Source organism: Solirubrobacter phytolaccae, from assembly GCF_027587195.1.
Taxonomy (GTDB): Bacteria; Actinomycetota; Thermoleophilia; order Solirubrobacterales; family Solirubrobacteraceae; genus Solirubrobacter; species Solirubrobacter phytolaccae.
In genome coordinates this window covers 14,607-37,043 of record NZ_JAPDDP010000075.1, presented here as the reverse complement: position 1 = coordinate 37,043, position 22,437 = coordinate 14,607, and the positions used below count along the sequence as shown (strand labels likewise).

32 protein-coding genes and 1 pseudogene are annotated in these 22,437 nt (G+C 72.0%); 20 read left to right on the top strand and 13 right to left on the bottom strand.

Annotated elements, in window-relative coordinates:
- A pseudogene (locus OJ997_RS29255) lies at positions 1-429 on the bottom strand (hypothetical protein); the annotation flags it as partial.
- A 190-nt stretch (positions 430-619) separates the two neighbouring features.
- Between OJ997_RS29255 and OJ997_RS29250 the strand changes: the two are divergent.
- Entirely contained in the window at positions 620-1,741 is a 1,122-nt protein-coding gene (locus tag OJ997_RS29250) for a S8 family serine peptidase (protein WP_270028893.1), read from the top strand.
- Here OJ997_RS29250 and OJ997_RS29245 read toward each other — a convergent pair.
- Genes OJ997_RS29245 through OJ997_RS29230 form a run of 4 tightly spaced genes read right to left on the bottom strand, consistent with a single transcriptional unit; the run spans position 1,728 to position 3,734 of the window.
- Positions 1,728-2,282 (bottom strand): Uma2 family endonuclease, encoded by a 555-nt coding sequence (locus OJ997_RS29245; protein WP_270028892.1) that lies wholly within the window; start codon positions 2,280-2,282, stop codon positions 1,728-1,730. The two genes, OJ997_RS29250 and OJ997_RS29245, sit on opposite strands and share 14 nt — an antisense overlap.
- Positions 2,283-2,286: 4 nt before the next feature.
- Positions 2,287-2,562 carry a metal-sensitive transcriptional regulator gene (locus tag OJ997_RS29240; RefSeq protein ID WP_270028891.1) on the bottom strand — a complete coding sequence of 92 codons (276 nt, stop codon included), beginning with the start codon at positions 2,560-2,562 and terminating at the stop codon, positions 2,287-2,289.
- 32 nt (positions 2,563-2,594) lie between these two features.
- Positions 2,595-2,939: a hypothetical protein gene (locus OJ997_RS29235; protein WP_270028890.1), complete on the bottom strand. Its 345-nt coding sequence runs from the start codon at positions 2,937-2,939 to the stop codon at positions 2,595-2,597.
- Positions 2,940-2,960: 21 nt separating this feature from the next.
- Complete coding sequence (locus tag OJ997_RS29230) at positions 2,961-3,734, bottom strand: MBL fold metallo-hydrolase (protein ID WP_270028889.1); 774 nt, start codon at positions 3,732-3,734, stop codon at positions 2,961-2,963.
- Positions 3,735-3,753: 19 nt separating this feature from the next.
- On the opposite strand from OJ997_RS29230, the gene OJ997_RS29225 reads away from it, so the two are divergent.
- From OJ997_RS29225 to OJ997_RS29185, 9 genes are all read left to right on the top strand, one after another.
- Positions 3,754-4,557 carry a hypothetical protein gene (locus tag OJ997_RS29225; RefSeq protein WP_270028888.1) on the top strand — a complete coding sequence of 268 codons (804 nt, stop codon included), beginning with the start codon at positions 3,754-3,756 and terminating at the stop codon, positions 4,555-4,557.
- Entirely contained in the window at positions 4,520-5,047 is a 528-nt protein-coding gene (locus OJ997_RS29220) for an acetoacetate decarboxylase family protein (protein ID WP_270028887.1), read from the top strand. The genes OJ997_RS29225 and OJ997_RS29220 overlap by 38 nt, the downstream gene beginning before the upstream one ends.
- Positions 5,048-5,057: 10 nt before the next feature.
- On the top strand, positions 5,058-5,378 hold the full coding sequence (locus tag OJ997_RS29215; protein ID WP_270028886.1) for a co-chaperone GroES: 321 nt from the start codon (positions 5,058-5,060) through the stop codon (positions 5,376-5,378).
- On the top strand, positions 5,375-6,010 hold the full coding sequence (locus OJ997_RS29210; RefSeq protein ID WP_270028885.1) for a hypothetical protein: 636 nt from the start codon (positions 5,375-5,377) through the stop codon (positions 6,008-6,010). Before OJ997_RS29215 ends, OJ997_RS29210 begins: the two co-directional genes overlap by 4 nt.
- Positions 6,007-6,213 (top strand): dodecin, encoded by a 207-nt coding sequence (locus OJ997_RS29205; RefSeq protein WP_270028884.1) that lies wholly within the window; start codon positions 6,007-6,009, stop codon positions 6,211-6,213. Before OJ997_RS29210 ends, OJ997_RS29205 begins: the two co-directional genes overlap by 4 nt.
- A gap of 7 nt (positions 6,214-6,220) precedes the next feature.
- Positions 6,221-7,171, top strand: coding sequence for an NAD(+) diphosphatase (gene nudC / locus OJ997_RS29200; protein ID WP_270028883.1), 951 nt, complete (start codon positions 6,221-6,223; stop codon positions 7,169-7,171).
- A gap of 40 nt (positions 7,172-7,211) precedes the next feature.
- Positions 7,212-7,535 (top strand): hypothetical protein, encoded by a 324-nt coding sequence (locus tag OJ997_RS29195; RefSeq protein WP_270028882.1) that lies wholly within the window; start codon positions 7,212-7,214, stop codon positions 7,533-7,535.
- A gap of 87 nt (positions 7,536-7,622) precedes the next feature.
- Positions 7,623-7,832 carry a hypothetical protein gene (locus OJ997_RS29190; protein ID WP_270028881.1) on the top strand — a complete coding sequence of 70 codons (210 nt, stop codon included), beginning with the start codon at positions 7,623-7,625 and terminating at the stop codon, positions 7,830-7,832.
- Positions 7,833-7,871: 39 nt separating this feature from the next.
- On the top strand, positions 7,872-8,936 hold the full coding sequence (locus tag OJ997_RS29185) for a glycosyltransferase (RefSeq protein ID WP_270028880.1): 1,065 nt from the start codon (positions 7,872-7,874) through the stop codon (positions 8,934-8,936).
- Between the two features lie 60 nt (positions 8,937-8,996).
- Here the strand turns inward: OJ997_RS29185 and OJ997_RS29180 are convergent, their stop codons facing one another.
- Both OJ997_RS29180 and OJ997_RS29175 read right to left on the bottom strand, forming a co-directional pair.
- Positions 8,997-9,824 carry a PfkB family carbohydrate kinase gene (locus OJ997_RS29180; protein ID WP_270028879.1) on the bottom strand — a complete coding sequence of 276 codons (828 nt, stop codon included), beginning with the start codon at positions 9,822-9,824 and terminating at the stop codon, positions 8,997-8,999.
- Positions 9,821-10,849, bottom strand: a complete 1,029-nt coding sequence (locus OJ997_RS29175; protein WP_270028878.1) for an NAD-dependent epimerase/dehydratase family protein — start codon at positions 10,847-10,849, stop codon at positions 9,821-9,823. The genes OJ997_RS29180 and OJ997_RS29175 overlap by 4 nt, the downstream gene beginning before the upstream one ends.
- A 28-nt stretch (positions 10,850-10,877) precedes the next feature.
- On the opposite strand from OJ997_RS29175, the gene OJ997_RS29170 reads away from it, so the two are divergent.
- The 5 genes from OJ997_RS29170 (at position 10,878) to OJ997_RS29150 (ending at position 14,557) form a co-directional block, all read left to right on the top strand.
- A complete protein-coding gene (locus OJ997_RS29170; protein WP_270028877.1) occupies positions 10,878-11,525 on the top strand; it encodes a glycosyltransferase family 2 protein in 648 nt (215 codons plus the stop codon).
- A gap of 84 nt (positions 11,526-11,609) precedes the next feature.
- Complete coding sequence (locus tag OJ997_RS29165) at positions 11,610-12,200, top strand: TIGR04282 family arsenosugar biosynthesis glycosyltransferase (RefSeq protein ID WP_270028876.1); 591 nt, start codon at positions 11,610-11,612, stop codon at positions 12,198-12,200.
- An 85-nt stretch (positions 12,201-12,285) separates the two neighbouring features.
- Positions 12,286-12,969 carry a class I SAM-dependent methyltransferase gene (locus OJ997_RS29160; protein ID WP_270028875.1) on the top strand — a complete coding sequence of 228 codons (684 nt, stop codon included), beginning with the start codon at positions 12,286-12,288 and terminating at the stop codon, positions 12,967-12,969.
- A complete protein-coding gene (locus OJ997_RS37900; protein ID WP_270028874.1) occupies positions 12,966-14,150 on the top strand; it encodes a molybdopterin-dependent oxidoreductase in 1,185 nt (394 codons plus the stop codon). The genes OJ997_RS29160 and OJ997_RS37900 overlap by 4 nt, the downstream gene beginning before the upstream one ends.
- Positions 14,147-14,557, top strand: coding sequence for a hypothetical protein (locus OJ997_RS29150; RefSeq protein ID WP_270028873.1), 411 nt, complete (start codon positions 14,147-14,149; stop codon positions 14,555-14,557). The genes OJ997_RS37900 and OJ997_RS29150 overlap by 4 nt, the downstream gene beginning before the upstream one ends.
- On the opposite strand, the gene OJ997_RS29145 is transcribed toward OJ997_RS29150, so the two are convergent.
- Complete coding sequence (locus OJ997_RS29145; RefSeq protein ID WP_270028872.1) at positions 14,515-15,012, bottom strand: YncE family protein; 498 nt, start codon at positions 15,010-15,012, stop codon at positions 14,515-14,517. The genes OJ997_RS29150 and OJ997_RS29145 overlap by 43 nt on opposite strands.
- Positions 15,013-15,053: 41 nt before the next feature.
- Here OJ997_RS29145 and OJ997_RS29140 point away from each other — a divergent pair, with 41 nt between their 5' ends.
- Positions 15,054-16,337: a hypothetical protein gene (locus OJ997_RS29140; RefSeq protein ID WP_270028871.1), complete on the top strand. Its 1,284-nt coding sequence runs from the start codon at positions 15,054-15,056 to the stop codon at positions 16,335-16,337.
- On the opposite strand, the gene OJ997_RS29135 is transcribed toward OJ997_RS29140, so the two are convergent.
- The 5 genes from OJ997_RS29135 to OJ997_RS29115 all read right to left on the bottom strand — a co-directional run bounded on the left by OJ997_RS29135 (position 16,307) and on the right by OJ997_RS29115 (position 19,368).
- Complete coding sequence (locus OJ997_RS29135; RefSeq protein ID WP_270028870.1) at positions 16,307-16,876, bottom strand: sugar transferase; 570 nt, start codon at positions 16,874-16,876, stop codon at positions 16,307-16,309. The genes OJ997_RS29140 and OJ997_RS29135 overlap by 31 nt on opposite strands.
- A 100-nt stretch (positions 16,877-16,976) precedes the next feature.
- Positions 16,977-17,411: a cupin domain-containing protein gene (locus tag OJ997_RS29130; protein ID WP_270028869.1), complete on the bottom strand. Its 435-nt coding sequence runs from the start codon at positions 17,409-17,411 to the stop codon at positions 16,977-16,979.
- A gap of 23 nt (positions 17,412-17,434) precedes the next feature.
- Entirely contained in the window at positions 17,435-18,307 is an 873-nt protein-coding gene (locus OJ997_RS29125) for an amidohydrolase family protein (protein ID WP_270028868.1), read from the bottom strand.
- Between the two features lie 36 nt (positions 18,308-18,343).
- Complete coding sequence (locus tag OJ997_RS29120) at positions 18,344-18,733, bottom strand: TOBE domain-containing protein (RefSeq protein ID WP_270028867.1); 390 nt, start codon at positions 18,731-18,733, stop codon at positions 18,344-18,346.
- Complete coding sequence (locus tag OJ997_RS29115) at positions 18,721-19,368, bottom strand: molybdenum cofactor biosynthesis protein (protein WP_270028866.1); 648 nt, start codon at positions 19,366-19,368, stop codon at positions 18,721-18,723. The genes OJ997_RS29120 and OJ997_RS29115 overlap by 13 nt, the downstream gene beginning before the upstream one ends.
- Before the next feature lie 52 nt (positions 19,369-19,420).
- Here OJ997_RS29115 and moaC point away from each other — a divergent pair, with 52 nt between their 5' ends.
- The 4 genes from moaC (at position 19,421) to OJ997_RS29095 (ending at position 22,427) form a co-directional block, all read left to right on the top strand.
- Complete coding sequence (gene moaC, locus OJ997_RS29110; protein WP_270028865.1) at positions 19,421-19,894, top strand: cyclic pyranopterin monophosphate synthase MoaC; 474 nt, start codon at positions 19,421-19,423, stop codon at positions 19,892-19,894.
- Positions 19,891-20,883, top strand: a complete 993-nt coding sequence (gene moaA / locus OJ997_RS29105) for a GTP 3',8-cyclase MoaA (protein WP_270028864.1) — start codon at positions 19,891-19,893, stop codon at positions 20,881-20,883. The genes moaC and moaA overlap by 4 nt, the downstream gene beginning before the upstream one ends.
- Before the next feature lie 70 nt (positions 20,884-20,953).
- Positions 20,954-22,141, top strand: coding sequence for a molybdopterin molybdotransferase MoeA (locus tag OJ997_RS29100; protein ID WP_270028863.1), 1,188 nt, complete (start codon positions 20,954-20,956; stop codon positions 22,139-22,141).
- 94 nt (positions 22,142-22,235) lie between these two features.
- The gene (locus OJ997_RS29095; protein ID WP_270028862.1) at positions 22,236-22,427 is read left to right on the top strand and encodes a hypothetical protein; all 192 of its coding nucleotides are present in this window, start codon (positions 22,236-22,238) and stop codon (positions 22,425-22,427) included.
- Positions 22,428-22,437 lie beyond the last annotated feature (10 nt).

The window sequence follows — 22,437 nt, the reverse complement described above, 5'->3', positions numbered from 1 at the left end:
GCCGGCGAGCGCCGCGGCCTCAGGACCAGCAGCGGCCCCGTTGGCGCCGGCGAGCGCGGCGGCCTCCGGCGACGCAGCGCCCAGCCCGGCGGCTGCGCCGTTGGCACCAGAGAGCGCGGCGGCTTCTGGTCCGGCGGCTGCGCCGTTCCCTCCCGCGGCCCCGTTCCCGGCCGTCTCCGTCGCGGCGCCGTTCGTCGCCGGCCGGCCGGTCAGGCTCGGGGGCGGCCACGCCATGTCCGCTCCGGCTCCGCCTGCGGCGCCGGGGAGCGCGCTGAAGGTGCTGGAGGACTCGCGGCGGCCGCGCAGCATCGCGGACACGGCCGCGTTGCCCATGCCCTGTTGCATCGCCATCAGGGCGGCGGGCGACATCTCGCCGGCTGTGGGCAGCGCGAGCGCCGGCGCTTCCGCCGTCGGCTCCGGAGCCTTCACGGCTTCGGGTTGAGCGAGTTCCTCGACGCGCTCGGCCATTACGCCGACCTGGCGTCGATGATCCGCATTGCCCGCAGCCTAAGCGATCGCGCGGCGCGATGGACCCGGTTGCGGGTCATCGTCATGACGGAGCGGCCGCGTCGGTCCGCATCGTTGGCGCGCACAGCGCACCAGTACCCTCATGCGACCCGTGCGCACCCTTTTCGCCCTGATGATCGCGGTGCTCCTCGTCTTCCCCGCCGGCGCGCACGCGTGGATCCCGGACGACAAGGGCATCGGCGGGCTCGGCTGGCAGGCCGACCAGTGGAACTTCCTGCCGGGCACGGGCGTCGACGCCCCGCGCGCGTGGGACAACCTGTTCGCGGCGGGCCGGCCGGGCGGTAAGGGCGTCGAGATCGCCGTGCTCGACAGCGGCGTCGCCTACGAGAACCGCGGTCGCTTCAAGAAGTCGCCGGACCTCAAGAAGCTGCGGTTCGCCGACGGCTACGACTTCTGCGCGCGCACGAGCAACGGCCTCAACGCCTGCGAGGGCGAGGACAAGTACCCGAACGACGACTACGGGCACGGCACGCACGTGATCAGCACGATCGCCGAGTCCACGAACAACGGCGTCGCGCTCACCGGCCTGGCCTACGGCGCGACGATCATCCCCGTGAAGGTGCTCAACTCGCGCGGTGAGGGCGACGAGGACACGATCGCCGCCGGTATCCGCTACGCCGTCAAAGCGGGCGCGCAAGTGATCAACCTGTCGTTCGAGTTCGGCTCCTCGACCACGTCCGCGGCGCAGGTGCCGCGGATCGCCGCCGCGGTCCGCGCCGCCCGCGCGAAGAACGTCACCGTCGTCGCCGCGTCCGGGAACGGCGAGCTCCAGCGCGTCGGCTACCCCGCCGCACTGCCCGGCGTGATCAGCGTCGGCGCCGTCACCGAACACGGCTGCGCCGCCGTGTACTCGAACGTCGGCCCGGGCCTGGACCTCGTCGCGCCCGGCGGCGGCAAGGACGCCGCGCTGCCTGACCAGCCGCAGTGCGTCCCGGCCGGCCCGCACGGCCGCCCGATCTACCAGCTCACGCTCACGAGCAAGCTCCGCCAGACGTTCGGCTACCCGACCGACTACTTCGGCACCTCGATGGCCACGCCGCACGTCAGCGCGACCGTCGCGCTGATCATCGCCTCCGGCGTCCTCGGCCCGAACCCGACGCCCGACCAGATCGAAGCGCGCCTGAAGGCCACGGCCCGCGACCTGGGCGTCCCCGGCCCGGACGAGACCTACGGCGCCGGCATGGTCGACGCGGGCGCCGCTACCGCGCGCTAGCCAGCACGTCGGCGACCGACAGCGTCAGTCCGAGATGCGGAGCGGTGAGCTCGGTGACGACCTCGACGAGCCGGTACTCGTCGCCGATCGGATCGGAGTGCTGAAACGCGCGCTCACGCTCGACGTCGATGACCCAATACACGGGAACTCCCGCGCCCGCGTAGAGCCGCGGTTTGACCTTCAGGTCCCGGGTTCGCGAGGAGACGGCAACTTCAACGACGAGCGCTGCAGTCGCAGGGTGATAGGGGCGTTCGACGTCTCGATCGATGACGAAGACGTCGGGCTCAGGCTCTGAGTCTCCGAGTGAGAGCGACGCTCCCACGCGGACTTGATAGCGCCCGCGGTCAACGAGCTCGAACAGCCGCTCATTGAGCCACGCGATGACGTTCTCGTGCTCTGCCGTGCGTGGGCTCATCTCGAGCAGGACCCCATCGATGAGCTCGACCCGCGACTTCTCATCGAAACTCCCTGATTCGATCAGCACGTGGAACTGCTCGGCGGTGAGCCGGTAGATCTCGGAATCGACGGCCACGTCGGCCATTATCTCACCCCCGGCGCATGAGCCGACCGACCGCGGCCATCAGCTCGTCCGCGGACGCCTCCTCCGAGGCGCCCCCCACCAGACAGTGGCGCGTGTGGCCGTCCAACAGCCCCAGCGCGACCTTGTCCAAGGCCGCCTGGATCGCGCTGATCTGCGTCAGCACGTCGATGCAGTAGCGGTCTTCCTCGACCATGCGCGCGACGCCGCGCACCTGGCCTTCGATTCGCGCCAGGCGGGTGTTCAGCTGATCTTTGGTGGCGGTGTAGCCGCGCTCGGCCATACCGCCATTCTACCGCTACCCCCGAGGGGTATCTAGACCGCGATCCGCTCTTCCTCGTGCAGGAGGAAGCCGGCCGCGTCGAGCACGCGGCGGTCACGCAGGCGCGAGAGCCGCTCTTGGGCCTCGTGGTCGGTCTCCCAGGCGGCGACGGCGGCCGTGTCCTCCAGGCCCTTCAGCCCGTGGTCGGACGGCTCGTCGAACGCCTGGCGCAACCACGCGAGGTCGTCGGAGATGCGGCGCGGGCGCGAGGCGCGGCCGACCGCAGCCCAGGGATCCTCACCCGAGCGGCGCTCCGGGACGCCCGCCGGGCGCGTCAGCGCGACGGTCAGGGCACCCATCCAGTCAGGGCGTGAGCTCACAAGTTCCAGGACAGCCATGTCTTCTCTCTTACCCCCAAGTCAGGGTCGGTACATCAGATTCCCGTCCAGCGCGGCGACGTATCGCTCAACTGAGCGGCGGACGATATTGCTCCCGTCGCCTTCGATGACGGCTCCCCACCATGCGCCGTAGATGCGCTCGAAGGCAAACGGTGCCAGAGCGGCGCCCACGGCCTGCACGGACGCTCCCGGCAGCGGGATGAAGTTCGGGAACGAGTACATGAACGCGACCCACGCCCGGTCCGGGATGACCTGGACGATGTCGCCGGCGAAGAGATCGGTCTCTCGGTGCAGGACGGTACCGCCGGCGAAGTGCCCGCCGCAGCGGATCAGCGTCATTCCCCGACCAAGGTCGTACGTGTCGCCGGACCAGTACTCGATCGCGGCGTCCGGGCGCATGACCCACTCGCGATCGGCCTCGTGGATCAGCACCGGGCAGTCGAAGGCACGCGCCCACTCGACCATCGAGGAGTAGTAGTGCGGGTGCGAGATCGCGATCGCGCGCAGCGCGCCGACCCGGGACGCGGTCTCGTCGTCGAGCAGCGTGACGCAGTCCCAGAGCACGTCCTCGACCAGCAGCGCGCGCTGCCCGATCCCGAACTTCGGCTCCGTGCCGATCCCGAGGAACCCGTGCTCGTCGCGGAGCGCATTGCGGTGCGCGGACCGCAGCGCCTCGAGCGACGTCCACTCCTGACCGCTCACCGGCACGTACTGGCGGGCGTCCTCGCAGACCGGGCAGGAGGACACCGAACCGCCGTACTGCACCCCGCACGTGACGCAGATGGGGTAGCTCACGCCCTCGATCCTGTCAGCTTTGAGCGCTGTGAGCCGCGAGTTCATGATCGGCATCAGCATCCTCAACGCCACCCAGGCGCTGCTCGTGCTGACCCCCGGCGCCGGGATCCCGGCCTTCCTGCACCGCTTCAAGACGAAGCTGTGGGCGCTGATCGCGCCGGTCAGCATCGCCGTCGTCGTCGCCGCGATCGCGCTCGTGCCGGAGGTCGCCGACGGCCTCACGTGGTTCGCGCTGCTGCTCGTCCCGCCGGGTGCGCTGCTCGCCCTCGGGTGGGCGATGCGCGGCGCCAAGCCGGTCTACGCGCTGGTCGCGGTCGCGGCCTTGATCGTCGCGCTGCTGGATGTCGACTCGCCGACGGGAGAGGGCGCCGCGGCGCTGCTGACCGCGCTGAGCTGCATCACCGTCGGCCGGCTGCTGGCCGGCCTTGTGCCCGCCGCGCCGCTCAAGCTCGGGATCATCGCGATGGCGGTGATCGACTTCATCCTCGTGTTCGGCAACCAGCTGCAGGGCCCGAACGCGACGCTCAACGCCGCCGTCCCCGCTCCCGGCCTCCCCCAGCTGCAGTTCCTCGACGTCACGTGGGCGCGGATGGGTTACGGCGACGTGTTCGTCGCGGGCCTGCTGGGCGGGATCCTCGCCGTGGAGGGACGCCGCCAGGCGCCCGCGGCGCTGCTCGTCTTCGTCCTGTGCTGCCTCTGGGACCTGCTGTTCTTCCACTTCAATACGCTGCCCGCGACGGTGCCGATCGCCGTCGCGATCGTGATCCTGGAGGTCTCCCGCCGCCGTGCCTCATCCGCCCGCGCCCTGGCACCTGAACGGTGAGCTGGTCGTCGTCCCCGCGCGCACGCCCGGCCGGCAGCTCGGCGGCGTCATGCTCGCCAACTACACGAGCGGCACGCTCGTCTACCGCGAGCTGATCGTCTTCAGCCACGCCACCACGAAGGGCATGGTGGTCAGCCACATCTACGTCGACGACGAGCAGTCGATGAGCGGCGGGCGCGAGATCTGGGGCCTGCCGAAGGAGCTCGCGACGTTCACCTACGAGCGCGACAGCTTCACGGCCCGCCAGGGCGACGTCACGCTGCTCCACGCGCGCCTGCGCCGCCGCCCCGGCTTCCTCCCGCTCGTCATCCCCACGCCGATCACGAGCGACGCGGGCGTGACGATCGGCAGCGCGAAGATCAAGGCCGCGCCCGCGCTGGTCGAGCTGCAGGTCCCGCACAACAGCCCGTTCGCCTACCTGGGCCTGGCCGGCCGGCACGTGGCGCTCGCCGGCGACGACCTCCGGCTGCACATGCCGCCACCGTCATAGGCTCATCCCCGTGCGCCACTTCCTGCGTCCCCTCTTCGACCGCGTCGTCGTCAAAGAGCTCGAGCCCGATCGCATCCGCCAGTCCGGCCTGCTCGTCCCGGCCGGCTCGCACGAGCCGCCGCCGCAGCACGGGATCGTGCTCGCCGTCGGCACGGGCCTGGACTGGTGGGAAGGCGCGGGCATCACCATGCCGGTCAAACCCGGCGACCACGTCGTGTTCCCCGCCAGCGCGGGCGCGTGGGTCGAGGTCGACGAGGAGCGCCTGCTCGTCTGCCGGGTGGGCGAGCTGCTCGGCGTGCTCGACGAGGTCGCGGACGAGGTGCCCGCGTGATCGAGGCGGTCGCCCCCGGCATCCACCGCTGGGAACTCCGGCATCCGGAGTGGCATCCCGGCGAGTTCGGGTCGAAGGTGGGCGCCTACCTCGTTCATGAGGGTTCTGACACCGTCCTGATCGACCCGTTGCTCGACGACGAGGTGACCAAAGCGCTCGACCCGCTCATCCAGGGCGAGGTCGTGATCGCGATCACCATCCCGTACCACGTGCGCAGCTGCGTCGAGGCGCTGGAGCGCTGGGGCGGCACGCTGGTCGGCCACCCGGATATCGCCAAGCGTCTGCCCGACGGCACGCCGGTGCACGGCGACGAGGATCTGCCGCTCGGCCTGACGATGCACAAGCTCAGCCGCGGCAAGGAGCGCCCGCTCGAGCTGCCGCGGACGAAGGCGCTCGCGTTCGGCGACCGGATCGTCGGCGTCGATGGCGGGCTGCGCTACTGGATGAGCGACCCGATCACCGACAAGCGCCGTCAGTGGTTCCGCAGGACGGGCGCGCCCGCGCTGGCCCACCTCCTCGACGTCGACTTCGAGCGCGCGCTCGTCACGCACGGCGCACCGGTCATAGAACAGGCGAAAAGCGCGCTGCGCGACGCACTGGACGGCGACCCCTGGTATCACCGCCCGTCATGAGCGACCACGTCTACAAGAGCGTCGAGATCACGGGCACGTCGCCCGACGGCGTGCAGCCCGCGATCGACCGCGCCCTCGCCAAGGCCGGCGAGACGCTGCGCAACATCGACTGGTTCGAGGTCACCGAGATCCGCGGCGCGATCGTCGAGAACGCGACGCACTACCAGGTGACGGTCAAGATCGGCTTCCGCCTGGAAGACTGACCGCAAGTTGCAGAACGCTTTCACGGGAGCCGCGCTCGACCGGGTCGGAGATTCCCGCCGTCGTGATGAGGCATGGGTCGCCGCCCAGCTCAAGCACCGGCACGCCCGCGCGGTCGTTGCCGGCGACCGCGGGCTGCGGCTCGCCGACGGCCGGCTCGAGCTGGTCCCGCTGATCGAGCTCGAGGGTGGCCAGACGCCGCTGCTGCTCGGCGTGGACGACGTCGGCCCCGTGTTCGCGTTCGACGAGGACCCGCCGCGTGACGGTCGCGTGCCGATGGTCGGCAGCGGCGGCGTGCGCGGCGAGCCGCCCGTGGACGCGTCCGGCGACCGGGTCCCGCTGCGCCAGGCCGTGGCGCGGCTCTCGCAGCAGGACGGCGGGTTGGCGGCCTACGCGGCCGCGCTGCTGAACTGGCATCGCCGGCACCGCTACTGCAGCGCCTGTGGTCAGCCCTCCGACCTCACCGAGGGTGGACTCACCCGCGTGTGCCCGAACTGCGGCGCCGAGCATCACCCGCGCACCGACCCGGTCGTGATCATGCTCGTCACGGACGGCGACCAGCTGCTGCTCGGCCGCCAGGCGGTGTGGCCGACGGGGCGCTACTCGGCGCTCGCGGGGTTCGTCGAGCCGGGCGAGTCGCTCGAGGAGGCGGTCGCGCGCGAGGTACTCGAGGAGGCCGGCGTGCGGGTCGGAGCCGTGACCTACCTGTCCTCGCAGCCCTGGCCGTTCCCCGCGAGCCTGATGCTCGGGTTCACCGCGACGTACGAATCGGGCGTGGCGAACGTGGGCGACGAGGAGCTCGAGGACGTGCGCTGGTTCACGCGCGCCGAGGTCGAGGCGGCCGCGCTGGAGCCTGACTCCGAAAACTGGGGCGCCGCGGGCGGTCCGCCCGGCACGCTGGCGCTGCCGCCGCGGCTGGCGATCGCCCGTCGCCTGATCGAGCATTGGCTCGCCCACTGACCTTGCGGAGCTAGCGCCGCTCGCTTACGGTTAACGCGGCGTGACGTTGGAGGGCTGGATCTTCATGGTCGGTCTCCGTGTCTTCGACATCGGAGCCCTTGTCGTGTGGCTGGTGTGGTTCTTCCGGCTGCGGGACGACGACGATGACGACGGGGACGACTTCCGTCGCGGGAAGGACGACGGCCGCGAGCCCGAGGAGCCGACCGGTCCGGGCGGCCTGAAGCTGCCGCTGCCGGAGTCCAAGCCGTGGAGCGCACGCCGTCGCGGGCATGAAGGCGATCGTCGTGGTGCGCCGCTCACCGCGCGCCGCGAACGCCCGCACCGGACGCCGATGCGCCCGCCCGTCCGCGGCCCGCATCGTTAGACGAACGTCTTATTCAGGGCTGACGCGAGCGCGCCATAATCGTGAGCGATGGCTGATAGGAGTCGCTGCCCCAACTGCAAAGAGCCCGTGAGCCCCTTCGCCGCGGGCTGCGCCGTCTGCGGCGCGGATCTGGACACCAAGCGCTGGGACACGGGCCCCAGCGCGATCAATCGCGCCGGCTCGTGGTTCTCGGCGCTGAGCAACGGTGGGTCGGTCAACCGGAACTGGATCTGGCTGATCATCTTCATCGTGTTCTTCCTCACGCCGCTGCTCGCGTACTTCGGCTTCTACTTCTAGTCCCGGAATAGCCGCGCCCGGCCCGGCGTCTTGCGGGCCATGCGCTTCCTCTTCGCCAGTACGCGCGGCGCCGCTCACATCGCGCCGCTGGTCCCCTTCGCGCTCGCCTGCAAGCGCGCCGGCCATGAGGTCCTCGTGGCCGCGCCGCATTCGGCGTGGGCGCACGTCGCCCGCGCCGGGCTGCCGTTCGCGGGCTTCGACGAGCCGCCCGCCGAGGAGCTGGCGCCGATCTGGGCGCGCGTGCGGGACGCGGACCCCGACCCGGACGAGCAGAACCGGATCGTGCTCGCGGAGATCTTCCACGACGCGTTCCCTCGCTACGCGTACCCGGGGCTGCTGGCGTTGGCGCGGCGGATGCGACCCGACGTGATCCTGCACGAGACCGAGGAGCACGCCTCCGCCCGGGTGGCCACGGCGCTCGGCATCCCGACCTGGCGGATCGAGTGCTACCTGTCGGCCTTCAAGGCGGACTCCGGGCCGTTCCTCACGCTCTCCCCCGCGTCCTTCGACCCGCGGCCGGGCGCGATCCGCTTCCGCGTCCGGCCGGCGCGGGAGGCGCCGCTGCAGGACTGGTGGGCGGGCTCGCGCGCGCCGCTGGTCTACGTCTCGTTCGGCTCCACGGCCGCGGGCAACGGCTTCTTCCCGGACCTGTACCAGCAGGCCGCACACGCCCTGGGCGGGCTCAACGCGCGCGTGCTGATGACGCTCGGCATCGAGGTCGACCCCGCGGAGCTCGGGCCGCTGCCGGGCAACGTGCACGTCGAGCGCTGGGTGCCGCAGTCGGTCGTGATGCGCGAGGCGGCGGCGATGGTCGGCCACGGCGGCTCGGCCTCGACCCTGGCGGCGATGGCGGCGGGCGTCCCGCTCGCGGCGATCCCGCTCTACGCCGACCAGCCCGTGAACGCGGCACGGGTGGCGGAGCTCGGCGCGGGCATCATGCTCGACGGCGCCGACCGCCTGACCGACGCGGTGCCGGCCCTGCTCGGCGACCCGCTCTACCGCGACGGCGCGCGCTTCATCGCCAACGAGATCGCCCGCCACTCGGCCGTCGACGAGGTCGTCTGGTTCCTCGACGAGACGACCCGCCGCCCGCTCTCGGCCTAGTTAAACGTCCAGGACGTTTAACCAGGCCTTATCCGCGGTTTAGATAAAGCCCCAGGGCCTTTAGATTTGCGCGGACGTGAGTTGGCCGGCGTACGGGCCGCGGCCGGTGAGGTTCGCGGCGCCCGCGCGGGCGGCGAAGGCCAGGGCCTTGTCGATGTCGTAGCCGGCGCCGAGGCCGTAGGTGAAGCCCGCGGCGAACGTGTCGCCGGCGCCGTACTCGTCGACCACCGGGCCCGGCAGCTCGGCGGCCTCGAAGCGGCCCTCGCGCTGCTCGGCGCCATGCCAGGTCCCGCCCTCCTTGCCGGCGGTGGTGATGATCAGCTTCGGCGGTGGGTCCAGGGTGTCCGGGTCGACCTGCTCGAGGCGGTCCTTGCCGGAGCCGATCAGCGCGTCGAGCTGGACGCCGCGCAGCGTGTCGACCGCACGGGGCGTGGCAACGAGCAGCTTCCCGCGCCGGGCCTCGCGCATGGCGGCGTTGTCGCCGCCGCTCACGAACACCGCGTCGGCACCGTCGATCCGCTCCCAGGGAAGCTTGTCGGCCCCGAGCGGGACATGGCGCTCGCCGACGATCGAGATCGTGCGCTCACCGTCGTCGTCCAGATGCACGAAGCCCCAGCGCTGCGTCGCGTCGCGGCGCGCGGCGTGGACGCGCACGCCCAGCTCGGTCAGCCGCTCCTCGGCGCGCCGGCCGCGGTCGTCGTCGCCGAGCGCGGTGAAGAAGTCGACGTCCCCGGAGAGCTTCGCGAGCTGCACGGCGACCACGGCCGCGCTGCCCGCGGCCTCGGAGAACCACTCGGTGGCGTCGATGATCTCGCCCGGCTCCGGCACGTGGCTGAAGCGCCCGAACTCGATCCACTCGACGTGGCCGACGACGGCAAATCGGGTCATGCGCGCAGCTTCGCCGCCGCGAACTCGCGCATGCCGGCCTCGAAGTCCTCGACCGCGCTGAAGCCGAGCACGTCGCGGGCGTTGTCGGCAGAGGCGAACACGTGCCGCACATCTCCCCCGCGCCACTGCCCCGTAATCACCGGCTCGGGACCTTCGGTCGCGCGGGCGAGCGCCGCGGCCATGTCCCCCACGCTGCGCGGCGTGCCCGAGCACACGTTGAACGCGCCCGGCGTGCCGTTCTCCAGCGCGAGCACGTTGGCCCGGGCGACGTCCCGGACGTGGACGAAATCCCGCTTCTGGCCGCCGTCCTCGAACACCCGCGGCGCCTTGCCCGCCGCCAAGGAGGAGCGGAAGATCGAGGCCACGCCGGCGTACGGCGTGTCGCGCGGCATCCGCGGCCCGTAGACGTTGTGGTACCGCAGCGCCGTAACCGGCGCGCCCGTCTCCCGGGCGTACGCGGCGCTCAGGTGCTCCTGCGCGAGCTTGGTCGCGGCGTAGACGCTGCGGGGATCGAGCGGCGCGCCCTCGGGCACGGACTCGGCGACCAGCGACCGTCCGCAGCCCGGGCACGGCGGCTCGAAGTTGCCCGCGTCCAGCTCCGACGCCGCGCGCGGGCCGGGCCGCACGACGCCGTGCTCGGAGCACCGGTAGCGGCCCTCGCCGTAGACGACCATGCTCGAGGCGAGCACGAGCGGTACCGGGCTGGGCGCCAGCGCGCGGATGAGCTGGGCGGTCGCGAGGTCGTTGTGGGAGACGTAGTCGGCGATGTCGCCGAGGTCCAGCCCGAGGCCGACCATCGCCGACTGGTGGCAGACCGCGGTCACGCCCTCGAGCGCCGCTGCGATCGTCGCCGGATCGCGCACGTCGCCCTCGATCAGCTCGGCGCGCGGGTCCAGGTAGTCGGGCCGCTCGCGGTGCGCGGCCTCCAGCAGCGAGTCGAGGATGCGCACGTCGTGGCCGCGCTCGAGCAGCGCGTCGACGATGTGCGAGCCGATGAAGCCGGCGCCGCCGGTCACGAGGATCACGCCGCGCGAGGCTATACCGTCCGGCCGCGTGCCCGACGTGATCCTCCCGGTCCTCAACGAACGTGACGCGCTGCCGTGGGTGCTGGAGCGGATGCCCGCCGGCTACACGCCGATTGTCGTCGACAACGGCTCCACGGACGGGTCGGGCGAGCTCGCCGCCTCGCTCGGCGCGCGGGTCGTGCTGGAGTCGACGCCGGGGTTCGGCGCCGCGTGCTTCGCCGGCCTCACGGCCGCCACGGACGAGCTGGTGTGCTTCATGGACTGCGACGCGTCGTTCGACCCGCGGGAGCTGCCGAAGGTCGCCGACCCGGTCGCGGCCGGGACGCAGGACCTGATGCTCGGCGCTCGCAACCCCACGGCGCGCGGCGCCTGGCCCGTGCACGCGCGGGTGGCCAACACGGTGCTCGCGCTCGAGCTGCGCCGGCGCTCGAAGGTCAAGCTGCGCGACATCGGCCCGATGCGCGCCGCCCGCCGCGAGGCGCTGCTGGAGCTCGGCATCCAGGACCGGCGCTTCGGCTGGCCGCTGGAGATGGTCCTGCGCGCCGCGGCCGCGGGCTGGCGGATCGGCGAGGTGCCGGTCGCGTATCACCCCCGCGACGGCGAGTCCAAGGTCACCGGCACCATGAAGGGAACGGTTCGCGCGGTGCGCGACATGGCGGGCGTTTTGCGCGAATGAGTGATCCAGGAACGCGCGGGGCACGCTAGAAGCACCGTGGGTCCTGCACTTCTTGTGATCGCCAAAGCTCCGGTGCCCGGCCGGGTGAAGACCCGTCTCACCCCGCCGTTCACGCCGGATCAGGCCGCCGCGCTTGCTCGCGCGGCCCTGTCGGACACCCTCGCCGCGGCGGCTGCCGCCCGCGGCGCCACTCGCCGCGTGATCGTGCTCGACGGCGACCCCGGACCGTGGCTCCCGCCCGGCTTCGAAGTCATCCCCCAACGCGGCGACGGCCTGGAGGAACGCCTTGCGGCGGCCTTCGACGACGTCGCCGACCCGGCCTTCCTCGTCGGCATGGACACGCCGCAGGTCACCCCGGCGCTGCTGGACCGCGGCCTGCGCGCGGTCGCCCACGGCGGCACGGCGTTCGGCGCCGCGCTCGACGGCGGCTGGTGGTGCATCGGCCTCCAGCCGGGCAGCTCGTCGGTCTTCGACGGCGTCCCGATGAGCACCGACGACACCGGGGAGATTCAGCTCGCCCGCATGCACGCCATGGGCATGACCCCGGCGATCCTGCGCCCGCTGCTGGACGTCGACACGCACGAGGACGCGCTCGCGGTCGCCGGGGCCGCGCCCGAGAGCCGCTTCGCTGCGACGCTGGCCGAGGCGACCATCGAGCAGGAGATCGCCGCGTGACGGCACATGACTCGCGCTGCGCGCTCGCATGCGCTGTCGGGAACTCGCCTGACGGCTCGCTCCCGCGCGCGGGAAGGGCCGCATCGTGACCGTGCTCGAGCCGGCCGCCCAGGCGCTGCCTGCGGACGCGCTCTACGGGCGACTGCTGGCCTCGGCCGCGCAGCATCTCGACGGGGACGGACCCGCGCCGCGGGCGCGCATCCGGGCCGCCGACGGCGGGCTCGAGGTGCTCCCGCTCGACCGCTGGCTCGCGCCCGCCGACGCCACCGACGACGCGATCCTGCAAGACCTGCGCGCGCCCGTGCTCGACCTCGGCTGCGGGCCGGGTCGCCACCTCGCGCGGCTGCGTGAGCTCGGCAAGGACGGGCTGGGCGTCGACCTGTCCACGGTCGCCGTCGCGTTCGCGCGTGAGCGGGGCGCGACCGCGATCACCGGCTCGCTGTGGGACGCGGTGCCCGGCACGTACCGCACGATCCTGCTGCTCGATGGCAACATCGGCATCGGCGGCGCGCCGATCCTGCTGCTCAAGCGGGCGGCCGAGCTGTTGCGCGACGACGGGGAGATCGTCGTGGAGACCGACCCGCCGGGCATGCCGACACGCCGCGTCCGGATGCGGATCGAGGCGCCGGGCATGGTGTCGGAGTGGTTCAGATGGGCACGGGTCGGGGCCGATGATGCGGCCGCGATCGCCGAGCGGGCGGGGCTGCACGTGACGGATCGGCGTGAGCTGTCCGGACGCACCTTCGTCACGCTCGGACGGCGACCGTGAAAGCGCCGCCAGGGCCCTTCCAGCCCGGGTTCTTCCGCTCGCCGATCCGCGGGCCGTGGCTCACGGGTGTGCTCGGGCTGATCCTGCTCGTGCTGACCGCGATCGTGGCGCTCACGGGCTTCCTGAGCCACATCGCGTACATGCCGGACCTGCCCGGGAACGCGATCGTGCCCGCCGACAAGGACTTCCCGTTCACGTTCGACTGGCCGACGTCACCGACCTACCTGTACGCCATCAACCAGAGCCTGCACACGAACGTCGGCCTGATGGTGATCCCGTTCCTGCTGGCGAAGCTGTGGTCGGTGATCCCGAAGCTGTTCCAGTGGCCGCCGGTCAACGGCCCGACGCAGGCGATCGAGCGCCTCAGCATCGCGCTGCTGGTGTCGAGCTCGGTCTTCCAGCTCGCCACGGGCGTGATGAACGCGCAGTACTGGTACCCGTTCAAGTTCAACTTCGTGGTTGCGCACTACTACGGCGCGATCGTGTTCGTGGCGGCGATCGCGATCCACGTGATCGTGAAGATGCCGATCGTCTTCCGGGCGCGTCGGGACCGCGAGTGGATGAAGCCGATCCAGGCGGACATGGACGAGCCGACGATCTCCCGCCGCGGCCTGATCGCGTTCGCCGGGGCGGGCGCGGGTGTGCTGCTGCTCGGCAACGTCGGCCAGTCGATCGGCGGCCCGCTGCGCAAGACCGCCCTGTTCGCGCCGCGCCGCGACAGCGGCTTCCCGGTCAACAAGACCGCGGCCGCCGCCGGGATCACGCCCGAGATGACCGGCGCGAGCTACCAGCTCGTGCTGCGCGTCGGGGACCGGGTGACCGCGTTCACCCGCGAGGACCTGCTCGCCCTCCCCCAGCACACGGCGACGCTGCCGATCGCCTGTGTGGAGGGCTGGACGACGACGCAGGAATGGACGGGCGTCAAGCTGTCCGAGCTGGCCCGCCGCGCGGGCGCGCCCGACGCTTCCCAGGTGCTCGTCGAGTCCCTGCAGGAAGGCGGCGTGCTGCGCCGCGCCTCGCTCAGCGCCGACCAGATCGCCGCCGGCGACGCGATGCTCGCGCTGAAGGTCAACGGCGCGGACCTCTCGCCCGACCACGGCTACCCGGCGCGGGTCATCGTCCCCGCGCTCCCGGGCGTCCACAACACGAAGTGGGTCGGGGAGATGACCTTTACGGCATGAGGGTCTGGCTCGCGCATCTGATCTTCCTGCCGCTCGCGGCCTGGGCGCTCATCACCGTGCTCGACTTCCGCGCGGCGTCGAACGTGGTGCTGTGGCTCGTCGCCGCCGTGATCGTCCACGACCTGATCATCTGGCCGCTGTACTCCGTGGCCGACCGCGCCGGGCGCCTCGCGCTGCCGGGTCCGCGCATCAACTACATCCGCGTGCCGGCCGCGCTGTCGCTGCTGCTGCTCGTCGTCTTCTGGTCGACGATCCGCGGCAAGGGCGCCGGGACCTACACGCGCGTCTCCGGCCTCGAGTGGGACGGCTACGGCACGCGCTGGCTACTGGTCACCGCGGCGCTGTTCGCGATCAGCGCCGTCGTCTACGGCGTGCGTTCGAGGACCGGCCGCCAGCCCGCTTTGTAGTGCACGACCGTCCCGTCGGACAGCGTGATGTCGAGCCCCCAGCGCTCACGGTCGAACGTGATCGCATACGGTCCGCCGATGATATGGACGCGGCGGATCAGCTGAAACGGCGAGCGACGGTAGACGAGCAGCGCGTCGCCCTTGGAGTCGACGACGTACGTGGCGTCCTTGCCGTCGGTGACCATCGCCGTCGGGCCGATCCCCGCCCCGGCGGTCGCCACGCGCTTGCCGGAGTTCACGTCGTAGAGCTCGACGGTCCGCTCACGTCCGCACAGCACGGCGAACTGCGTCTCGCCCTTGAGCCACTGCGTCGCGAGCTGGTCACGGCACGTCGCGAGCTTGGGCACGAGCGCCACGTTCGCCGACGGGAAGCGGGGCGGCGCGGGCAGGTCGTCCTCGGACAGCGAGCCGCAACCGGCGAGCACGAGGACGAGAAGCGGGACGAGACGGCGCACGCGAAGCCGAGGATGGCAGGCCACGCGCGACGAGGGGCCGCGTGAGCGCGGCGACGGCCTCGCGGGTCGCCGGCGCGTGGCGCGCACTGCCCTTCGTCGCGGCGGCGGTCGCCGTCGCCACCGTCGCGGTCGGCCTGTGGGAGGACGGGCACGGCCGGCTGCTCGGCGTGCCGCATCCGCCGTTCATCGGCGCGTGGAACCCCGAGGCCACGTGGTGGCTCGTCCTCACGATTCCGTGCTTCGTCGCCGCCGTCGCGCTCGTCAAACCCGCGCTGCGACTGAAGGCGCTGCCGTTCGCGGCCGCGCTCTTCGTCGGCACGCTCGTGCTGCGGCTCGTGCTGTTCGCCGCCCGGCTCGGCACGGAATACGACCGCGCGCTCGCCGTGCTCCCGCGCGGCGAGGGCAAGAACGAGTACCTGCCGACGCTCGCCGCGCTCGACTACGGGCCGCGGTTCTTCCTGGACCGCTTCGCCGAGCTCGTGCCCGCGCTGCCGGTGCACAGCGCCGGCCACCCGCCCGGGCTCGTGCTGACGATGCACTACCTCGGGCTGGACACCGGCCCGAAGCTCGCCGCGTTCTGCATCGTCGTCGGCGCGCTCTCGGCGCCGCTGACCTACGTCCTGGCCCAACGCCTCTTCGACGACAAGACGGCGAAGATCGCCGGCGTCCTCGCCGCGTTCGCCCCCGCGATGCTGCACTTCGGCGCCACGAGCGCCGACGCCGTGTTCCTCACGCTCGGCCTGCTGGCCGCGATCCCGCTGCTCTCGAACCGGATCGTGCTCGGCGCGGTCGTCCTCGCGATCGTGACGATGTTCGCGTGGAGCCTGCTCGCGGTCGGCGCTTGGGCGACGATCCTCATCCTCACGCGGGACGGCTTCAAGCCCGCGCTGAAGCTGGCGATTGCGTGCGGCATCGCGCTCATCGGCACCCAGGCGCTGCTGGCCGCCGCCACCGGCTGGGACCCGATCGGCACCTTCCACGCCACGCACGACGTCTACACCGTCGGCATCGCCTCCCGGCGCCCGTACTGGTTCTGGCTCTTCGGCTCCCCCACGGCGTTCTTCCTCATCCTCGGTGCTCCGATCGCCTGGCTGGCGGTCGCCCGGCTCGCCCAGCGCAAACCCGAGGCGATCGCGATCTTCAGCGTCGTCGCCGTCGCCTCCGTCGCCGGGTTCACGAAGGCCGAGACGGAGCGGATCTGGCTGTTCCTGATCCCGTTCGTGTGCCTGGCGGCCGCGCCGCTCGTGAAGCGCCCGACGTTGCTCGTCGCCGCGCTCGCCGCGCAGGCCGTCGTCTACGAGCTGCTCTTCGACACGCTCTGGTGAGCGGTCGGCCGGCGCCCGACCAGCAGCTGCAGGTCGCTCCACAGCGACCAGGACTCCACGTAGGCGTCGTCGAGCGCGTGCTCGGACGCGTCTGAGCGGCCGAGCTGCGCAGGCCCGATGAGCCCCGGCGCCATCAGCCGGCGCGGCCCCGTGTGCCCGGCGCCCGTGCCCGGCTCGACCATCCGCGGCCCGACGAACGAGAGCTTCCCGCGCAGGACCGAGATCAGCAGCGGCAGCTCCCGCGCGCCGATCCGCTCCAGCCCGCGCCCGACGGCGCCGCCCGGCAGCGACTGGAAGCGCGTCAGCACGACCGCGTTCCCGTGCCGGCCGAGCCGACGGCGCCGCTCGAACATGCCCTCGCCCGCGAACCCGAGCATCAGCAGCACGACGACCACGAGCGGCAGCACCGCGACGAGCAGGACGAGCGCGAGCACGATGTCCAGGACCCGCTTGGTCACCAACGCGGCGCGGGCATGCGGGCGCGCAAGCCGCTCAGCGGCCCGCTCGACGTCGGGTGACCGTTCCAGTCCGTATTCCATCGTTCGCGTTGACACGCGACACGCTCCTACGTGTGGTCCCGCCACCATCCCAGATGGATGGGCGCGATCCAAGAGGACCCAACAGATGTTCAGGTATGGACTAGGAAAGGGGACGCAGTTCTTCGGCGTATGACAAAGAATGTCGCCGAAGCTCCCCGCCAGGGAGGATTTCGTAGGCGCCCATTCGCCACAGCGGGGGCGAATACGCGTGGATCGTCACCGCGGGCGCGTCGCCGCAGTGCCGCACGCGATGGATGTCCGCGGCCGTGAAGTGAAACGACTCGCCGGCGTGCGCGACGCGCGTGACCGGCGGACCGCCGAGTGCGAGGCGATCTTCGGCCACCGCGCCCTCGGCCACGGCGACCGCGCCGCTGGACAGGTCGTGGTCGTGGAAGCCGGTGTCGTGCTCGTCCATCCAGCAGATGAGCCAGACGGCGACGTCGTCGTCGCGGTGCAGCTCCACGTATTCCCGCTGCTCGCGCGAATGGCGGACGAGGTGCTCCCACTTGGAGCGATCCTCGGCCAGCTCGCGCACGAGCTCCTCGAGCTCCAGTTCCGTCACAGCACTCGCTCCGGGTTGGCGACCGTCAAGGCATGGATCGCCGCCTCGCCCAGCGGGGTGAGGTCGGCGGGTGACACCACGGGCACGTCGGTTCCGTACAGGAGCCGATCCACGCCGACGACGCGCAGCATCGCGTCGACCGCGCGCGGGCCGTAGGAGGAGGTGTCGAAGAAGGTGTGCTTGTCGTGCACCGCTTCCGCCGGGCCGCCGCGCGCGGCGAGGCGCTCGGCGTGCAGCGGCGCGAGCCCGGCGAGCATCGCGAAGATCACGGTGAGGTTCGGGTGCGCGGGCCGTCCCCACTCCGCCCAGGCGTGCCAGGCGGTGTGCATCTCGGCCACGTAGCTCGTGAGCGCGGGGAACCAGGACGGAGCGCCGGACGCCGGGCCGGGGTGCACGAACAACGGCGCGCCGCGCGCCGCCAGCCGCTCCAGCGCCGGTCCGAGACCCTCGATGCCCGCGGGCCCGGCAAGCGCGCCCGCGGGCAGTGAGAGGCCGACTGCGCCGTCGTCGAGGAGGGCGTCGATCCGTTCTGGCGTCGCGTCCGACAACACGAGGCCGGCCCAGAGTTCGAAACGCCCTCCCAGCTCGAGTACGCCGTGGTGATAGGCGTCGAGCAGCGCCTCGGCCTCAGCTCGTGGCAGCCACTCGATGCCCAGTGGCGACGACGGCGCGATCAGGATCCGGTCGAAACCGGTGCGCCGCGACGGGTCGTGGTCGGCGGGATCGAACGGCGCGGGTTTGTCCCCCGCGAGCACGAGCTGCCAGCCACGCGCGCCGTCGCGCGTGATGCGAGGTTCGACCGTGCGACGCGCCAACGAGGAGATGAGGGCCTCTGGCCACAGGTGCTGGTGGATGTCAGCGCGTCGCACGGTGATATCCACATTATCGACAAATCCGATCGACTTTCAAGGATTATCTCGTTCGACCATCACGGAGGTCGCTTTGACGGCCGCGGTGGCCCGCACTCCGGGCGCCAATCCGAGCTCCTTGACGGAGTCCCGCGTGACCGCCGCGACGACGATGTGCGGGCCCGCCTCGATCTCCACGATCGCCATCACGCCGTCCACCTCGACCGAGCGCACGACGCCCGCGAAGCGGTTGCGGGCGGAGAGCTTCGCGCCGGTCGGCGGGCGCTGCGGACGGTCGGACAGCCGCTCCACCTCGCTCTCGGGCACGAGCCGCCGGTTGCGCTCGTCACGGACCGTGCGCAGCTTGCCCGCGCGGTCCCAGCGCCGCAGCGTGTCGGCGGAGACGCCGAGCGCCCGCGCGGCCTCGCCGAGCGTCAGGTCGGCCACTGGGGCAGCGCGCCTTCCACGCGCTGCGGGCCTTCGGGCGTGAGCTCGACCTTCCAGATCGGCGCCTCGGCCTTGGCCCGGTCGATCAGCTCGCGCGCGCCCGCGAAGGTCTCGCCCCGGTGCGGTCCGGACGCCGCGCACAGCACCGACGGCTCGCTCAGCGGCACACGCCCCACCCGGTGGACGACGGCGACCGCGCACAGCCCGTGCTTGGCCGCCACCTCGGTCGCGATCGTCTCCAGCTTCTCGGCCGCCATCTCGGCGTAGGCCTCGTAGTCGAGCGCCTCGACGTCCCGCGTGACGCCCTCGAACAGCACGACCGCACCGGCGCGGGGGTCCCGGACCGCGGCGAGCACCGGCGCGGGGTCCAGCGGCTCCTCGGTCACCGAGACGAGCCGGACGACCGCGTCGGCGCCACCACTGACGGGCGGGATCAGCGCCACCTCGTGCGTGACCAGGACGGGCTCGTCGGCGCGCGCGTACTCGCGATCGAGCGCGACGATGCACTGCCCGGGTTCGAGGCCCATGGCCGCGAGGACGTCGCCCGCGCGGGCGTCGTCGGGCAGCTCCAGCTCGACGTGATCGGACCCGGCGCGCTCACGCAGACCGGCGAAGAGGCGGACGGTGATCTTCACCCGGCGAAGCGTATCCCCCGTCGGTGATCAGAAACGGAATACCATGGGGACCGTGGAGGGCACGCTCACCCACCTCGACTCCGAGGGCAACGCCCGGATGGTCGACGTCAGCGAGAAGGTCGAGACCTCGCGCTGGGCCCGTGCGCGGGCCGTCGTGCGGATGTCGCCGGAGACCGCCGCGCGGGTGCAGGCCGGGGACGCGCCGAAGGGCGACGTGCTCACGGTCGCCCGCCTGGCCGCGATCCAGGCCGCCAAGCGCACGGACGAGCTGATCCCGCTCGCGCACTCGCTCCCGCTGTCCTCGGTGGACACGAACATCACCGTGGACGTCGAGGCCGGCACCGTGACGCTGATCTGCGAGGCGCGGGTCGCCGCGCGCACCGGCGTCGAGATGGAGGCCATGGTCGCCTGCTCGATCGGGGCGCTGGCGATCTACGACATGGTCAAGGGCATCGAGCACGGCGTCGTCGTCGAGCGTGTCGAGCTGCTGGACAAGACCGGCGGCAAGAAGGACTACCACCGGTGAGAGCTCAGCTGGTCGACGGCCACAAGCGCAACATCGGCGACGTCCGCATCTCGGTGACGGACCGCTGCAACTTCCGCTGCCAGTACTGCATGCCGGCCGAGGGGCTCCCTTGGCTGGATCGCGACGACCTGCTCAGCTACGAGGAGATCGCGCGGTTGGTCGCGTTGCTGGCGAGCATGGGCGTGCACGACGTCCGCCTGACGGGCGGCGAGCCGCTTGCGCGCCGCGAGCTGTGGCGGCTCGTGGAGATGCTGAGCGTCGACGAGAACATCCACGACCTCTCGCTCACCACGAACGGCTACCTGCTCGACCGCCAGGTCGAGGGGCTGGTGAAGGCCGGGCTGCGCCGCGTGAACGTGTCGCTGGACGCGCTCGCGCCGGATCGCTTCTTCCAGCTCACGCGCCGCAACTCGCTGCAGAAGGTGCTCGATGGCCTCGCGGCCGCCGAGAAGCACCCCGAGCTGCGCCCGATCAAGGTCAACGTGGTCGCGCTGAAGGACTTCACCGAGGACGAGGTCGTGCGCTTCGCCGAGTTCGCGCGCAAGCACCCGTACGAGGTCCGCTTCATCGAGTTCATGCCGCTGGACGCCGACCGCACGTGGTCGCGCGACAAGGTGCTGCCCAACGCCGAGGTGCGCCGGCTCATCCACGCCGCGTACCCGCTCAAGGACCTCGGGCGCGAGCGCCACGGCACGTCGCGGCGCTGGGAGTTCGCGGACGGCCAGGGCTCGATCGGCTTCATCTCCCCCGTCAGCGAGCCGTTCTGCGGCGACTGCAACCGCATCCGCGTGACGGCCGAGGGCAACCTGCGCACCTGCCTGTTCTCGATGACCGAGACGGACCTGCGCGGCCCGATGCGCGCCGGCGCGACCGACGACGACCTCGAGGCGATCATCCGCGAGGCCGTGTGGGCCAAGGAGCTCAAGCACGACGTCAACGACGAGGGCTTCGTCCAGCCGCTGCGCACGATGTCCCAGATCGGCGGCTGACCCTGCCCGGACGCCACGGCACCGCCGGCCGCGTGGATCAGGGACCCCGGGGCCGCGAGGTGGTCGCGTCATGAAGGACTTCGACGAGGCGCTCGAGCTGGTCCTGGCCGGCATCGAGCCGCTGCCGGCCGAGACGGTCGCCCTGCCGACCGCCGAGGGCCGCGTCGTCGCGGCTGAAGCGCACGCCGCGATCGACCTGCCGCCGTTCGACCGCACCGCGATGGACGGGTTCGCGGTGCGAGCCGAGGACGTCTCCCCCGGCGCGACGCTGCGCGTGATCGGCGACCTCGCCGCGGGTGGCGACACGTTGAGCATCGCTCCCGGCACCGCCGCGCGGATCTCGACCGGCGCCGCGATCCCCGAGGGCGCCGACAGCGTGCTCAAGGTCGAGGACACGACCGTGGAGGGCGACACCGTCACCTCCACCGCCAGCGTGAAGTCCGGCCTGCACATCCGCCGCCGCGGCGAGGACGTGCACGCCGGCGACGTCCTGGCCAAGCCCGGCGACGTGCTCACGATCCCGCGCCTGTCCGCGCTCGCCAGCGCCGGCGTGGCCACCGTGTCGGTGCCTCGCAGGCCGCGCGTGTCCCTGATCGTGACCGGGTCCGAGCTGCTTCCGCCGGGCGCGCCGCCCGAGCCCGGGAAGATCTACGAGTCCAACTCGCTCGTCGTGACCGCGCTCGTGCGCGCCGCGGGCGGCGAGGTCACCCAGCAGCCGCCGATCCCGGACGACTTCGAGGCGACCAAGGCCGCGATCGAAGCCGGCCTGCAGTCGGACATCCTGATCGTGTCCGGCGGCGTCTCGGTCGGCCCGCACGACCACGTCAAGCCCGCGTTCGAGGCCTGCGGCGTCGAAGAGGTCTTCTGGCGCGTGCGGATCAAGCCCGGCAAGCCGCTGTGGTTCGGCCGCCGCGGCAAGACGCTCGTGTTCGGGCTGCCGGGCAACCCGCTGTCGGCGATCGTGGGCACCGCGATCTTCGTCATCCCGGCCCTGCGTGCGCTGCGCGGCGAGGCGAACGTCCAGCCGCGCCTGGTCAAGGGCCGCCTCGGTGAGCCCGCGGGTCCGTCGGACAACCGCACGACGTTCCTGATCTCCAAGCTCGTCCCGGCCGACGACGGCGTGCTCGTCGCCTGGCCGACCGAGCGCCAGGGCTCGCACATGACCGGCGCGCTCGGCGAGAGCGACGGCTTCGCGATCGCCCCGCACGGCTCCGGCTCGCTGCCCGCGGGCGCCGAAGTCGACCTCCTGCGGCTCTAGCACAGCGCCGCCGCCCGGACTGTCGCGGGCTTGACACTTCTCGTGTAACGGATGAGCGCGACGGGCGGGCGTTGCGAGAGGAAGCTCCCGCAACGTGACGTCGACCGTCGAATACACCTCCCCGGGGCAGCGCTTCGCCCGCGCCGACCTCGTCGCGCTCATCCAGCAGCAGGTGGTGCGCGTCGCCGGCTTGCGGGCGCAGATCTCGGCCGGCCTCCCGGTCACCGGTGACCTCGCGACCGAGCTGCGCGAGCTGGAGCTCCTCCAGGATCGGCTCGACTTGTAGGTTCTTCCGG